Raw genomic sequence first — 14,601 nt, 5'->3', positions numbered from 1 at the left:
GGAAGGAGGAGCGCTCCAGCAAAACCCAGTTCCCGTGCGGCACCGGTAAGCCGAACGGCGTCGCCGAGTGCCGCAGCCCCGGTCCCGACCATGATCCGGTCGAGCGGAAGGTGTCCCTGGGCGACGGCCTTCATCGCGGCCAGCCGTTCTTCGACGGCGAAAGACGTCGCCTCGCCGGTCGTGCCGAGCAAGTTGATGCCGTCGCACCCCTGTTTCAGAAGCCATTCGCAGTGTGAAACGAGTTTCACCAAGTCAATCGAATAGTCGTCGCGAAGCGGTGTTGCTGCCGCCGCGATCACGCCCGTCATACGTTCTTTGCTCATTTCGTCTCTGCTCTAACGATGCTTAATCGCTGCCGCCGCGCCATCCCTCGTGTGATGGATTTCGGATTCGCCGCACTAGTGCGAGAGGATTTGGCTGAGGAACGCGCGTGTGCGCTCCGATCGCGGGTTTCTGAAGAACGCATCGGGTGGCGCCCCTTCGATGATTTCGCCCATATCCATGAAGATGACCCGGTCGGCAACGCGCCGCGCGAAACCCATTTCGTGGGTGACGACGAGCATGGTCATTCCGCTCTCGGCAAGCAGAACCATCACATCGAGCACTTCTTTGACCATCTCGGGGTCGAGAGCGGAGGTGGGCTCGTCGAAAAGCATGATCTTCGGACTCATGCAAAGGGCGCGGGCGATCGCCACGCGTTGTTGTTGCCCCCCGGATAGCTGGCCGGGGTACTTGTGCGCCTGCTCCGGGATTCGCACGCGCTCGAGATAGGACATGGCGACCTTCTCGGCCTCGACCTTACTCATCCCCCGGACCTTCACCGGCGCGAGGCAGCAATTCTCAACGACGGTCAAGTGCGGGAACAGGTTGAATTGCTGAAACACCATCCCCACCTCGCGGCGCACTTGCTCGATGTTGCGGGTACCCTGGTCGAGCTCGATGCCGTCGATCACGATCTGGCCCTTGGTATGTTCCTCGAGGCGATTGAGGCAACGGATGAGCGTCGATTTGCCCGAGCCGGAAGGCCCGCAAATCACGATGCGCTCCCCCCGTCGGACCTCGAGGTTGATGCCCTTGAGCACCTGAAAATCGCCGAACCACTTGCTCACATCCGCCATCTTGATGATGACGTCGCCCAGCTTGTGCGATTCCGTCTGCGTCGCGGTGGAGGCCATGGTTTCGAAGCTCCCTTGAATTTACGGTACTTTTTTTCTTCGTTGCCACTGGAGAGGATGGCTTGCGCCATCCGCGTCCGCAAGCAGATTTACCTTGGAATATCGGCAAATCTGGGAGTGTGGTGCCGAGCCATTCTTTTCGGACAGCCCCGAATCCCCGTTATTGCGAATGCAGAAGACGGGGTTCACAGTGACCGATCCCCTTCGACCGGCGTCATGCCGACATTGCCGCCATCGAAGCGAGTATGTTGGCCGATCAGCGCGCGCCGATCCCTTCCTCCGCAATGGCGTCGCCCCAGGGGGACATGATTTCCGTGCAGCCGTGATTGGCATCGCCTTCCCGCAATACGCCGGCAGGGCAGGCAAACATATACGGAAAAGCCGCTCGCCGGGCCTCGACAAGCTTGAATGTGCGGGCAAGGACCGCGCGTATCGATTGCGGCAGGGAAAGATCGGCAATCAACGTATCGCCCCCGCTCAGATCGATGCGCGGGCTGTGGAATGCCTCCTCGAGCGTCATGCCGTAGTCGACCAGATAAAGCGCAAGTTGCATCACCGCCGGTAGAATTCGCCGCCCGCCGGATGCGCCCAGCGCGAACCGCCTGCTCCGATGCTCGCCGATCACGGGGCATACGTTCATGAGACAACGCTTGCCGGGGCCCAGCGAATTTGGCTTCCCCCCTTCCGGATCGAACCACAGGATGCCGTTGTTCATCAGAAGCCCGCTTTCGGGCAGCATGACTTTCGAGCCGAAGATCGAGAGGAGCGTCTGCGTAACCGCGCACATATTGCCGTGCCGGTCGACGACGCTGAAGTGAGTGGTGCAGGCCGGCCCTCTCCGCCCGCCCTCCACATCGCCCATGTTCTCAAGTCGCCAGGCATAGGCTTCGCGAAGTGCGATTGCGTAAGCCGCGTATGCGTCGGCGTTGGGAGCGCGGCCGGCAGGCGAGTACGCCGCGAGCCTGGCGAGGCAATCGGCCAGCGTCGGGCCGGCGGTCAATTCCGGCGCCGCGTAAAGCGTGGCGCCGCGATACACGATCTTGCGCGGCTCCATCAATTTGGCGTGGTAGCCGGCAAGATCCGCTGTCGATAGCAAACCGCCGGCGCGCCGTACGTCGCGCACGATGGCGTGTGCAAGCTCGCCTTCGTAGAATTCCCGCGGGCCACGTTCCGCGAGGCGTCGAATCGTGCCTCCCATGGTGGAAAGGTCGACGCGCTTTTCGGCGAGCGCCGTCCAGGCCGAAATCGTCGGCCACCTTCCGTCCTCGAGAAACGTCTTGGCCGCGAATTCGTTCACGGCAAGCATTCGCGTGGCCGAGGCGATTACAAGGGCAGCGTACCAATCGACGAGCAAGCCCTCGTCGGCCAGCTCGGCCGCCGGCGCCAAAAGATCGCGCCAGGGCTTGGTGCCGAAGCGCTCGTGGATCACGCCCATTCCGTCGACCGTGCCGGGTACGGCGATCGCTGTTGCGCCTACGGCATTGCGATCCTCGACGACCGCCGGCCAAGGGAACAGGTCGGCCGAAACGCCTGCGCCGGAGAGGGGATAATCGACCGGGTCGAGACCCGCCGGCGCTCTCATGCCGAAATCCACGACCCAGGTTCGTCGCTCTTTGGCGCGGTAAACGATCATGGCGCCTCCGCCGCCCGGCCCGCTCATCCAAGGCTCGACGACCCCGATCGCGAAAGAGGTTGCAACGGCGGCGTCTACCGCATCGCCGCCGTCGGCGAGAACGGCAGCACCTACCTCCGCTGCACGGCGATGCTGTGCTGCAACAATTCCACCTGACGACTGGACGGCGGGCTTTCGGGTGGTCTGGCTATTCGAGAAGTTATCCATGGCATTGCCTCTGCTGACCCAGACTTGGTTGGCGAACTCGCAGGCGCCGCGCGGTATCGTCGCGGAGAATAGCGATGCGGCCCGGCACCCGCCAGCTGTCACGGGGCCGTGTGGATTACCGCGCTCCGTACACTTCGCCTATTGTGGCTGCGGCCCGATTGGTCGTAATTATAGGCGCCTTTCAAGCGACACGGCCCGTGAATGCCTCGATGAGCGAGACGGGCTTACTAGGATACCTGGAGGAGGGGACATGGAAGCCGCAAATGCCCTGATCGAAGCCGACCGCCGCTATGTGATCCATCCGCTGCATCATCCGATCGACAATCAGGCGCCGATCCTGGTCGTCGAAGGGCGTGGCGAATTGCTTGTCGACGCCGACGGCAAGGAATATATCGACGGCCTCTCGGGCCTTTGGAACGTCAACGTGGGGCATGGCCGCAAGGAGCTTGCGGAAGCGGCTGCCGAACAGATGGCGCGCCTCGCCTTTGCCTCCGCCTATGTCGGCCAGACCAACCCTCCGGCCGCCCGCCTCGCGGAAAAGCTCGTGAAGCTTGCTTATCCGAGCACGGCCGCCGTCTATTTCACGACGGCAGGTGCGGAATCGAACGAGTCGTCCTTCAAGATCGCGCGCTATTACTGGAAGGTCAAAGGTCAACCCGACAAGGTCAAAATCATTTCGCGCATCCACGCTTATCACGGCGTTACGATGGCGGCGATGAGCGCCACCGGCCTGGCGTCCTATCACAAGATGTTCGGACCGCTCGTACCGAATTTTCTCCAGGTGGCAGCACCCTATCCCTATCGCTGGCCGGGTAATGGCGATCCGGGAATCGAAGCGGCGGAGGCCGTCGAAGCGCTGATCCTCAAGGAGGGGGCTCAATCCGTCGCGGCCGTCATCGCCGAGCCGGTGATGGGAGCCGGCGGGGTGATCGTTCCCCCCGAGACCTATTTCCCGCGCCTGCGCGAAGTCTGCAACCGACACGATGTCCTGCTGATCGCGGACGAGGTGATCACCGGTTTCGGGCGCACGGGGAAGTGGTTTGCCCTCGGACATTGGGGAGTCGAGCCCGATCTCGTCTCGTTTGCCAAAGGGGTGACGAGCGCATACCTCCCCCTTGGCGGCGTACTCGTCTCGAAACGTGTCCACACGACAATGCAGGAAGCACCTGCCGACCAGAAATTCATGCACGCCGCGACCTATTCGGGGCACCCCGTGTGCTGTGCCGTGGGTCTCAAGAATATCGAGATCATCGAGCGCGAGGGGCTTGTCGAACAGGCGGCGATCATGGGGCGCCGGCTTCTCGTTGGGCTCGAATCCTTGCGCAAGCTCCCCGTCGTCGGGGATGTGCGGGGGCTTGGCATGATGTGCGGCGTCGAACTCGTCGAGAATCAGTCGAGCCGCAATCCTGCACTCGGGCTCGGCGGGCGGGTGTTGAAGGAGGCGATGGCGCGGGGACTAATCACGCGCATGCGTGCGGGCAGCGCCTCGCCCGCCTGCGGCGACACGATTTGCATCGCACCACCTCTCATGACCCCGGCCAAATCAATCGACCGTCTCGTGGACATTTTGCGGGCATCGATTTCGGCCGCCGCAATCTAGCATCCGCTCGAAGCGTTTGCCGGAACCGGTGCCGTGTCAGGTATGCGCAGCACTGGTCGGGGCCGGATGCTTCGTCGCATTTTTGGCGCGGAGCTTGACAATTTCCTCGCGCAGGCGGGCAACCACCTCGCCGCACAGTGGCAGGTGCGGCGCCTCGCGCGCCAGGAGGATTTCGAACGCACGACACTTCAGCGCATTAACGTCGATGCCGTCTGACGAGGCGTCGATCTCCGCGGAATCGCAGACGATGTCGATCAGCCGGTCGATTGCGTGAAGCCGACCCCAGAGATAATCGTTTTCCCTGTAGGCGCGTGAGAAGAACGCGCCGAAATGGCCAAACGCAGTGCCCCTGAGTTCACCAACAAGCCCCGCGTCACGGAATGTCATCGCGTCGTCGGGACTGATGCGGTCGATGAGGATTTCGTCGAATTCGGCGGCGTCGCGCCAGTTGGTCACCGACAGCGTCAATACGTCCCAGAATGGGAAACCGAGATAATTGATCAGCACTTCACGCCGTGCCGCGGGACTCCAGGCGGCGGTGTCCATCCCGGCCAAGAGCGCATCGACGTCATGGGTCGTCCGGTTGAGATCGATTTCAGCGGCGAGCCGCGCGATGAGCCCTTCGATCCGGCTTGCATTCTCCCGCGCGAAGCGTTCGGCAAAAACGTTCAATTGCCGGGCTTCGTGCGACGTCGGCTTCAACGTGAAGAGTGCAGCCGCGGCTTGTCGGGTCGCCGTGCTGAAAGCGGCCGGATTTTCCCGCTGCCGCAGCGCATCGAGGCACCGATAAAACTCACGCTTGAGCTTATCGACCGTCGTCGGTTCCATCCCATGGCAAAACGGGTCGTCCAGCATCTGGTAAAGACGGTTCTGGCCCTGGACGAGGAAATTGAGGCGGCGCTTGCGGAAGTCGACGTCGAATGACAGCAGGAATTTGATCCAGGATGGCAACTCGCCTTCATCGCTCGACGATTCTTCCTTGAGTGCGTGACTATCGCGCTCGACATACGTGAATCCGCTGAGTGCCGCCCAGGCGTCGACGATCTCCGCGACCGCCCGTGCTGCGGCTGAACGGGGCGGGATGGCGCACAACGATATGATCGTGTTGCTTACGAATATGCGCACGGTGGTGAGCTTCAGGCGCACATATCCCTCGTAGGCGAACCCCGCATCGCGCGCCACCCGAAAATTGACCGCCTCCCGCCACGCGCGGATTTGCTGGACGTCGACCGGGCCGTCCGACGGCAAGGTGGCGACCTCGGCCACGAGTTTCGCGATCTGTGGGCGAGCGGCTTCGACGATCGACTTGAGCCGGCGCACGCGCTCATTGAATCCGGCGACGTAGGTCAACTCGTCCGATATCGGCTCGTTGCGCGGGATGTCGGAAAGGGAGCCTTTGATCGCCGAAAAAAAACCGGGCCTGCGGTGGCTGTCGGGTGGCGGCGGCTGCGACGGATCGGGGTCGATATAGACGAGGCGCCGGTCCACCTGTCGATAAGCGGGCTTGCCTCTGATCGCCTGGATCGCCTCGCGAAACGGCTTGTTGTTAAGCACCGCGCCGTCGACAAAAGACGTTGCTTCCGGTTTGGCGTGCGCCTCGGTATAGGGACGAAAATTCCGCGCGATGAAGCGATCCCGGCTCTCCCAGACTATTCCGCGTTGCTTGAGCAAGGCCTCCATCTCCTGGATCTGCGCTGGCGGAAAGACGCCAGGAAAGGATGAGGTGGCGCGCGCCGCAAACGCAAGTGCTGGAGCGTTTTCTAGCTCGAAGTCGCTGTCGACCTCGCCATTGGGCCAGCGGCGATACTGAAAGCTCAGCGTATGGCGATGTTCCCGCTCACCGATGAGCGGCGGGTCGTGGATCTGGATGAGCTGCTGGTATCCGTAAAAATCCGTGAGCGTGACGAAGAGGTCGAGCTGATGATTGGAAGGCAGGAGTGAGGCTGTCGGATGCTTCGGCTTGCCCATGCTTATGACCGCGTCGAACATCAGGGCTGCCATGCGCAAGCCGTCGAAGGGCGGCTTGAACCAGCGGGAGCGCAGGAACAGTGAAAGCTTGTTGCGCACCTCGCGATCCTTGATGGCGCCGACCGTGCGCATCCGTGCCGCTGCCCAAACGAAGGGACGCATGAACCATTTGCTCCACACCTTCGCACGCGCTTCCGTGGCGAGCAGCTCGGTCACGTCCGCGTCCATCAGCCAAAGATCGCGAAGACTTCCCATCGGAAGGTCGTGGGCCAATGCCCGCGCCAGCATCGTGCCATTGATGCCGCCCGCGGATGCGCCTGCAATGATGTCGACGATCACGCGTAAATCGACTTTGCGGCCGATATCGCGCAAAAGCTCGAAATAGATGGCTTCGGTGTCGTATTCCGGATCGTCGGGATCGGCACTGCCATGGAAAACAGCTTCCGCGCGCGCCGAGCGGTTGACGATTGCGTGAAGTCCTGAGGAGGCGCGGACGAGCTTCAGGATTTCCTTGCTGATCCCGTGCATATAGACGGCGAGCGAGATGCCGCCGAAGCAGACGAGCGCCAGCCTGAGCTCTTTTTCGCGCAATTACCAGCCTCCGGGTCGTCGCCGCCTTCGCCAGGCACAAGTGCGGATCGTATCGGCGTTGTGGTTAATTGAAAGTAATTTTTGGCGGCCCGCCTCGTCGGCGTGCTGGCCGCTCGTCACAGCTCCCATGCGCGTTCGAGGCTCTATCTCCCGCTCCCTTGCAAGGCTATGCTTATGGAACGGGCGTCCCCGCGCGCGCGGGCAGAAACGGAGGGTGGAATATGCTGGATGCCGGGGTCTCGAGGAAAATCGGCGAAGAGCAGCAGGGCGGGCCGATACAAAATTTTTATATGAAGACCGGTGCCGCAAGGCGCCCCACGATTGCGCGCGGCGAGGGCATCTATTTATGGGATACCTCGGGGCGGCGCTATATCGACGCTTCTTCCGGCCCGGTCACGAGTAACCTCGGCCACGGCAACAAGCGCGTCGTCGCGGCTATGTTGGCGCAGGCGGAAAAGATCGCCTTTACATACCCGAGCGCTTTTGAGAACGAACCCAACATCAGACTCTCCGATCTTATCACGGGCCTTGCCGGGCCCGGTCTCGAGCGGGCATTTTTCACGTCGGGTGGTTCCGAGTCGACCGAGGCAGCGCTCAAGCTCGCGCGTCAACATGCGGTGGTGACGGGAGCTGCTTCTCGCTACAAGGTGATCGGCCGCAATCCCGGTTACCACGGCGGCACGCTCGGCGCACTTGCGGTCACGGGCGATCCCCATTCGGAGGCCCTGTTCGGGCCGGGAATGCGGGTGATGCCGAAGGTGCCCGCGCCCTTCACCTATCGCTTGCCGCCGAACCACACGCCGGAATCGCATGCACGGGCGTGCGCCGCGGCCCTCGAAGAAACAATTCTGCGCGAAGGTCCGGAGTCCGTGCTCGCATTCATCATGGAGCCGGTCGGCGGGCTTGCGACCGGCGCACTCGTGGCGCCGGATGCGTATTACCGGGGGGTACGTGAGATTTGCAGCCGGCATGGCGTGATTCTTATTTATGACGAGGTGATGAGCGGTGCGGGGCGGACGGGGAAGTTCCTCGCCGCCGACCACTGGCCCGAGGCACGGCCGGATATTGCGATCCTGGCGAAGGGAATCGCTGCGGGCTATACCCCGCTCGGCGCGGTGCTGGCGCCGAGAAAGATGGTTGAGGCCGTGGCCAACGCGGGCGGCTTCGCTCACGGCCATACCTACACGGCGAATCCGCTTTCGTGCGCGATCGGACACGCCGTGGTCAGCGAGATGATGGAGCGGAACCTGATCGCCAATGCCGATCTGATGGGCCGTTCCCTGCGCGAAAAACTCGACGCACTCAAGGCGAGAAGCCCGATATTGGGCGATGTGCGCGGAAAAGGCCTGTTGTTGGCAATCGAGATTGTCGCCAACAAGGAGACGAAGGCGATTCTCCCGCTCGAACTCATGGCGCCCTATCGGCTTGTCGAGCTCGGCATGGAGCGGGGGATCGTGCTCTATGCGCGCCGCACAGCGCAGGGAAAATACGGCGAGTGGGTCATGGTCTCACCGCCACTTACAGTCACCGAGCCGGAGGTCGAGGAGATCGCCCTGCTGGTCGGTGCTACGGTCGACGCATTCGAAGCCGAGCTTCGCGCGGCAAAGGCGATCTGAGCGGAGCGACCGTCATGGCGCGCATGGTTGGGGAGCGATGGGTTACCGGGTGAATTCTCTCGTCCGTGAAGTCGCCGTGCCGCCGATTGCCGAGGCGCACGGCTGGGTGAGCGGTCGCGTCTTTCCGCCGTCGAAACCGCTCCTCGACATGGCGCAGGCAGTGCCGAGCTATCCGCCGGCCGAATCCCTGCAGGCCCATGTGGCGGCCCTAGCTCGACTTCCCGACACGTCGAACTATACGGCGATCCTCGGCCTTCCTCATCTGCGTGAAAAGCTCGCGCGGCGCATGAGCGAAAATTACGGCGCGCGCATCTCGGCGGAACGCGTCGCGATCACGGCGGGCTGCAACCAGGCATTCTGCGTTGCACTGACGGCACTCGCGGGGCCGGGCGACGAGGTTTTGCTGCCGGTGCCCTACTACTTCAATTACCAGATGTGGCTTGAAATGCAGGGCGTGCGGGCCGTTCACCTGCCATGTCGGGAAAACCGCGGCGCTCTGCCCGATCCCGCCGATGCGGCGAAGCTGATGACCCAACACACGCGCGCAATCGTTCTTGTGACGCCGAACAATCCGACCGGCGCCATCTATCCGCCCGAACTGATCGATGCCTTCTACGATCTCGCCAAGGCGAAAGGCCTGGCGCTTGTCGTGGATGAGACCTATCGCGATTTCCGCGTCGATCCGACGCCACCGCACGGGCTTTTCTCGCGCAGCGATTGGGTCGAAACGCTGGTCCAGCTTTACAGCTTCTCGAAGGTCTACGCCCTTACGGGCTATCGAGTCGGTTCCATGATCGCGAGCGAGCGGCTGTTGGCGGAAGTCGCGAAGATCGTGGATTGTGTCGCGATCTGCGCGCCGCACATCTCGCAGGAAGCGGCCGCATTCGGCCTCGACCATCTGGGCGATTGGCAGCGGGAGAAGTGCGCGGCGATAGAAGGACGGCTCCAGGCGCTACGCCGCATCTTCCAGGACAATCGGCTGAGATACTCGCTCGTGAGTTCGGGCGCATATTTCGCCTATGTACGCCATCCGTTCGACGGTGAACCGGCCGCACTCGTCGCACGCCGGCTTGCGGACGAGGAGAACATCCTGTGCCTTCCGGGTACCATGTTCGGCCCCGGCCAGGACGCCTACCTTCGCTTTGCGTTCGCCAACCTCGATCAAGCCTCGATGCCGGAGGTGCAACGACGGCTTTTGGCGAGCCAGAGTCATTAGCCGCATATGCCTGAGACGACACTGGCCAATGCAGGCAGCATGGCGCGCCTTGCCGCCGGTTGCGTTTGGGCTCAGCGTCCGAATAGGTCGTTCGCGTGGTAATAGGCTTTGACGAGCGGAAGGAACCACGGCTTTCCGGTATAAAGCGGGGCTGTCGGGTGCGCGATTTCGGCGAAGGCGCTATTTCCTTCCTTGTCGCCGAGGATGCGAAGGGCGGTCTTGCGCCCGAGCCAGGTGGACATCACGACGCCGGAACCGCAATAGCCCATCGCATAATGCACGCCGTCATGCACACCGGTGTGGGGGAGCCGATCGAAGGTATAGGCGATGAAGCCGAACCAGCTATGGCTGAGCTTCACGTCAGACAACTCCGGAAACAGTTTGACCATGTAGCGGCGCAAGATCGCACCGGCGTCGGCGAGGTCGGCGGGTCGGTAATGGGCGCGGCCGCCGAAGAGGATCCGCTTGCCGTCGTGGGAGGGACGATAATAGACGAGCAGACGGTTGTTGTCCGTGATCATGCGGCCCTTGGGCATGAGCTGGCGCATGAGGTTGTTGGACAATTCCTCGGTCGCGATGATGTAGCTTGTGACCGGGATGACGCGCCGACGCAGCCAACCGGTTACCGCACCGGTGTAGCCGTTGGTTGTAACGACGACGTCCTTCGCCTCGAATTCACCGCGCGGCGTCGCAACGGTAAAGCCGCGGCTTTCCCGGCGGAGGCCGATCATCGGCGTTTCGCCGAGAACCGTGGCGCCCGCCGCCAGCACGCGCTGGAGCAGCCCCTTGTGATAAAGGGCCGGATGAAGGCCTCCGTGGTGGTGCGTGACCCGCCCGCCCACATACTGGTCCGTGCCGATTTCGTCGCGTACGCCGCTCTTGCCGACCATGTCGAATTCAAATCCTGTGACCTTGCGCAGGGTCTCGGAGGTGCGCGCCATTTCCTCGTATTGGCCCGGCTTGAGAGCGCCTGTGAAGCGCCCCATGACCGAGAAGTGACAGTCGATTTTTTCCCGCGCGATAAACTGGCCGATAAATCCGAGCGCTTCGCGCGCTTCGCGCAGGAGCGCCTTGGCACGGGCCTCACCGTACCGGCGTGTCAGTTCTTCGAGCGACGGTTTGAGCATGTCACCGCACATCCCGCCATTGCGCGAGCTTGCACCTTGCCCCGGTGTTCCGGCCTCGAGTACGAGGACGGAGCGGCCAGCGCGCGCCAAGGTCAGCGCGGCTGAGAGGCCCGAATAGCCGGAGCCGATCACGGCCACATCGACGTGTCCCGGAAGCGGGGTACTCGCCACAGGCGTCAACGGCGCCTGATCCCACCAAAAGGGATCGGTTTTGAAACCGGGCGCCAGAATGTCTTCCGTCATCGCGCATCTCCCCTCTGCCGATGCCGGGTTCGCGGGCACACCCGGCGCTGCGGACCCGAGCAATGCTGCATCGTCACCGCCGTTGGACGGGCCATGGTCACGCCGAAGCACTCGGTCTCGCCGAGACGGCATTGTGCCAACGCGTCACGTTCTTGCATGCGGCCGGTACGGCAAGCTTGATCCAGCGGGCGAACTCGATCGCGACGAATGCGTCGATGTCGGCGGCGGTAAACCGCGGACCCGCGATAAATTCGCTCTCGCCGAGCCGCTTGTCGATATCGTCGAAGAAGTCGAGCGTGCGCGCCTTGCCGCGTTCGGCGAGTGCGGGAATTTGCTCGTAATCGTGCGGCCCGGCGAGTGCGCGACCCTTGAACCCAGGTGTGGAATTGCGAAAGGCCTCGCCCACCGCCTGGAAGCCGTCGAGTTCCATCCGATGTTGCCACATGGCGACGATGGCCTTGTCCTCGGGGTCGACGCCCAGAAGTTGAGGTGTCGGATGAGTCTCCTCGAGATAACGCCAAATTGCGACCACTTCTCCGATGCCGGCTCCGTCATCGAGCACTAGATACGGCACCACGCATTGGGGATTGATGGCGCGATAGGCGGGCTTAAGATGTTCGCCTGCCCGCAGATCGACTTGGATCGTCGGAATTTCGATGCCTTTTTCGGCCATGAACATTCGTGCACGGCGCGGATTGGGTGCTGGCTTGCAGTCGTAAAGTTTCATCGCATGGCTCCTTCCCGACCGGTCCCGCGGGAAATGAGCGCGGCCGGCATCTTCGGTCGGCCCGGAAAAATAAAGCATGGCGGCGCAAAGCGGAACGGGCAAGGCGGCTCGTCGCCGCGAGCGATAACGTTGGCCAGAGGGCGCCATACCTTGGAGCCGTGCAAGCGTACGACTCGCCTCGCCTTTATGGCGGACGGCCTTTGAGACGGCAAATTAACGTTCGAGAAGGGGACTAGACAGCGCCCCAGCGCTGATGCGCCCAGCGAACCGGTTGTTTGTTATGCTTGGGGGCCCGCTCGTCCTGGAAAGTTTGGTCCGAGGCGGGTACCGCATCGTTCGCGTTGTAAATGGCACTTTCGTGGCCGGAGAAGGCAGGTGGCTTTAAGATCGAATACGCCGTGATGCCCAGCAGCCAAGCGGCGGCGATGACAATTGAAGCCCTTAAATCCTGTCTTTTCATGGCCTCTGACCCTCTTTTCGGCGGGCGAGTGTGCCAACCGCGACGGCTCCAGGAACCATATGCTAAAATCATACCACGATACCCACCAAAGTCTAAACATTCTCTTAGCTTTAATGGTACCCAAATGCCGATTGTGCGCTTGCACGGGATCGATCACGTCGCGGCGCGCAGAAAGTCGAAATCGCATCCCTCGTCGGCTTGCAGCACGGCTTCATGGAAAAGCCTTGCATATCCGCGTTTTGGGCGCGGCGGCTGCTCGACGCCCTGGCGCCGCGCCGCTAACGTCTCCTCATCGACCAGAAGATCGAGCTGCCGTTCCTTAACGCTCAAGCGAACCCGATCGCCGTTGCGGACGAGCGCCAAAGGTCCGCCCGAAGCCGAATCGGGTGTGACATGGAGCACAATTGTTCCAAATGCGGTGCCGCTCATGCGCGCGTCGGATATGCGCACCATGTCCTTGACCCCGGCACGGGCGAGTTTGGCGGGGATCGGCAGGTAGCCGGCCTCTGGCATCGCGGCAGCGCTTTTCGGGCCGGCATTTTGGAGAACAAGAAAGTCCTCGGGGGTCACGTCGAGGGCAGGATCGTCAACCCTCGCCGCCAGATCCTCGAGCGAGGAGAAGACCACGGCGCGGCCCACGGTCTCGAAAAGGCGCTCCGAGGCTGCGGCACGCTTCAGGATTGCACCGCTTGGCGCCAGGGATCCGAAAAGTGCAACAAGACCGCCCTGCGCCTGAAGTGGCTGACCGAGACTGTGGATGATCCGCCGGTCCACCCAGCCCGGCGCCTCGGCGAGCCGGTCGCCGAGCGTTTCGCCCGTGATCGTGAGGCAATCGAGGTGAAGGAGGGGTTTGAGCTCGTGGAGGACAGCACTCATCGAACCTGCTGCGAAAAAATCCTCCATATAGTGCTCGCCCGCCGGCTTGAGATCGACGAGAACCGGGGTTTCGTCGCTGAGCGCGTTGAGACGGGTCAGCGACACCTTAATCCCGAGCCTACCCGCGATCGCAGTCAAATGGATGATCCCGTTGGTCGATCCCCCGAGTGCGAGCAAAACGCGTAACGCGTTCTCGACTGAGTGTTCGGTGATGAGCTTGTCGGGGCTGAGTCCGGAGCCGGCGAGGCTCACCGCGCGTGCACCCGTCGCCTCAGCGGCACGAAGCCGGTCGGCATGCACGGCCGGAATCGCGGCACTGCCCGGGAGGATCATGCCAAGCGTCTCCGCAATGCAGGCCATGGTGCTGGCGGTTCCCATTACGGCGCAAGTGCCGGCCGTTGTGGCGAGGCGTCCTTCGATCAGTTCGATTTCTTCGGCATCGATCTGCCCCGAACGGTACTGCGCCCAAAAGCGCCGGCAATCGGTACAGGCTCCAAGCCGGTGTTCCCGGTAGCGCCCGGTCATCATCGGTCCCGCGAGAAGCTGGATGGCAGGGGTGCCGGCCGAGGCCGCCCCCATGAGCTGAGCGGGGACGGTCTTATCGCAACCGCCGACCAGGACGACCGCGTCGAGCGGTTGGGCGCGCACCATTTCCTCGACGTCCATGGCCATGAGGTTCCGGAACATCATGCTGGTCGGCGTGAGGTATGGCTCACCCAGAGAAATGGTTGGAAACTCGAGCGGCAAACCGCCAGCCGCAAGAATTCCGCGCTTCGTCGCCTCGATCAGTTCGGGAAAGTGGCGATGACAATTATTGAGCCCACTCGCGGCGTTGGCGATCCCGACCACGGGGCGCCTGAGCATGTCGCTTGAGTATCCCATCGAGCGTGCGAATGAGCGCCGCAGATACGCCGCGAAGCCGGGGTCGCCGTATTGGGTCAAGCCCCGGGTAAAACCCCGGCTGGCACCGGAATTATCGCCGCCATTCTGGCTCTTGCGGGGGTCATTTCGGGCCATCGTGCGCTTCTCCTCTGGCCGTACCGCCGACGGCGACGCCAGCGGGATCATGGTTATGACAGGCATATCGAAGAATGCCGGTCAACTCCCATGGTTTTGTCCACCCTCCTCCAATCGCGGGGCGGTGGCGGATGTGATTTCGGTC

Annotated in this window: 11 protein-coding genes; 3 read left to right on the top strand and 8 right to left on the bottom strand. The window is 62.6% G+C overall.

Annotated elements, in window-relative coordinates; all coding sequences use genetic code 11:
• The 3 genes from VEJ16_10440 to VEJ16_10430 all read right to left on the bottom strand — a co-directional run.
• A partial coding sequence (locus VEJ16_10440) for a dihydrodipicolinate synthase family protein (GenBank protein ID HYB10078.1) occupies nt 1-323 on the bottom strand: 323 nt, incomplete at its 3' end.
• A 75-nt stretch (nt 324-398) separates the two neighbouring features.
• Nucleotides 399-1,175 (bottom strand): amino acid ABC transporter ATP-binding protein, encoded by a 777-nt coding sequence (locus VEJ16_10435; GenBank protein ID HYB10077.1) that lies wholly within the window; start codon nt 1,173-1,175, stop codon nt 399-401.
• Nucleotides 1,176-1,431: 256 nt separating this feature from the next.
• The gene (locus VEJ16_10430) at nt 1,432-3,015 is read right to left on the bottom strand and encodes a gamma-glutamyltransferase (GenBank protein HYB10076.1); all 1,584 of its coding nucleotides are present in this window, start codon (nt 3,013-3,015) and stop codon (nt 1,432-1,434) included.
• Between the two features lie 250 nt (nt 3,016-3,265).
• On the opposite strand from VEJ16_10430, the gene VEJ16_10425 reads away from it, so the two are divergent.
• A complete protein-coding gene (locus VEJ16_10425; GenBank protein HYB10075.1) occupies nt 3,266-4,615 on the top strand; it encodes an aspartate aminotransferase family protein in 1,350 nt (449 codons plus the stop codon).
• A gap of 36 nt (nt 4,616-4,651) precedes the next feature.
• Here VEJ16_10425 and VEJ16_10420 read toward each other — a convergent pair whose 3' ends face one another.
• Nucleotides 4,652-7,174: a patatin-like protein gene (locus VEJ16_10420; GenBank protein ID HYB10074.1), complete on the bottom strand. Its 2,523-nt coding sequence runs from the start codon at nt 7,172-7,174 to the stop codon at nt 4,652-4,654.
• 221 nt (nt 7,175-7,395) lie between these two features.
• Between VEJ16_10420 and VEJ16_10415 the strand changes: the two genes are divergently transcribed.
• A complete protein-coding gene (locus VEJ16_10415) occupies nt 7,396-8,790 on the top strand; it encodes an aminotransferase class III-fold pyridoxal phosphate-dependent enzyme (protein ID HYB10073.1) in 1,395 nt (464 codons plus the stop codon).
• Nucleotides 8,791-8,839: 49 nt separating this feature from the next.
• Complete coding sequence (locus VEJ16_10410) at nt 8,840-10,006, top strand: aminotransferase (protein ID HYB10072.1); 1,167 nt, start codon at nt 8,840-8,842, stop codon at nt 10,004-10,006.
• A 71-nt stretch (nt 10,007-10,077) separates the two neighbouring features.
• On the opposite strand, the gene VEJ16_10405 is transcribed toward VEJ16_10410, so the two are convergent.
• From VEJ16_10405 to VEJ16_10390, 4 genes are all read right to left on the bottom strand, one after another.
• The gene (locus VEJ16_10405; GenBank protein HYB10071.1) at nt 10,078-11,376 is read right to left on the bottom strand and encodes an FAD-binding oxidoreductase; all 1,299 of its coding nucleotides are present in this window, start codon (nt 11,374-11,376) and stop codon (nt 10,078-10,080) included.
• Nucleotides 11,377-11,473: 97 nt separating this feature from the next.
• Nucleotides 11,474-12,103, bottom strand: a complete 630-nt coding sequence (locus VEJ16_10400) for a glutathione S-transferase (protein ID HYB10070.1) — start codon at nt 12,101-12,103, stop codon at nt 11,474-11,476.
• A gap of 232 nt (nt 12,104-12,335) precedes the next feature.
• A complete protein-coding gene (locus VEJ16_10395; GenBank protein HYB10069.1) occupies nt 12,336-12,563 on the bottom strand; it encodes a hypothetical protein in 228 nt (75 codons plus the stop codon).
• A gap of 153 nt (nt 12,564-12,716) precedes the next feature.
• Entirely contained in the window at nt 12,717-14,456 is a 1,740-nt protein-coding gene (locus VEJ16_10390; GenBank protein ID HYB10068.1) for a dihydroxy-acid dehydratase, read from the bottom strand.
• Between the last annotated feature and the right edge of the window lie 145 nt (nt 14,457-14,601).

It is taken from the genome of Alphaproteobacteria bacterium (genome assembly GCA_035625915.1).
GTDB lineage: Bacteria > Pseudomonadota > Alphaproteobacteria > JACZXZ01 > JACZXZ01 > DATDHA01.
Note: the sequence above shows the minus strand (reverse complement) of the source record. Positions and strands in the feature narration are given on the sequence as shown.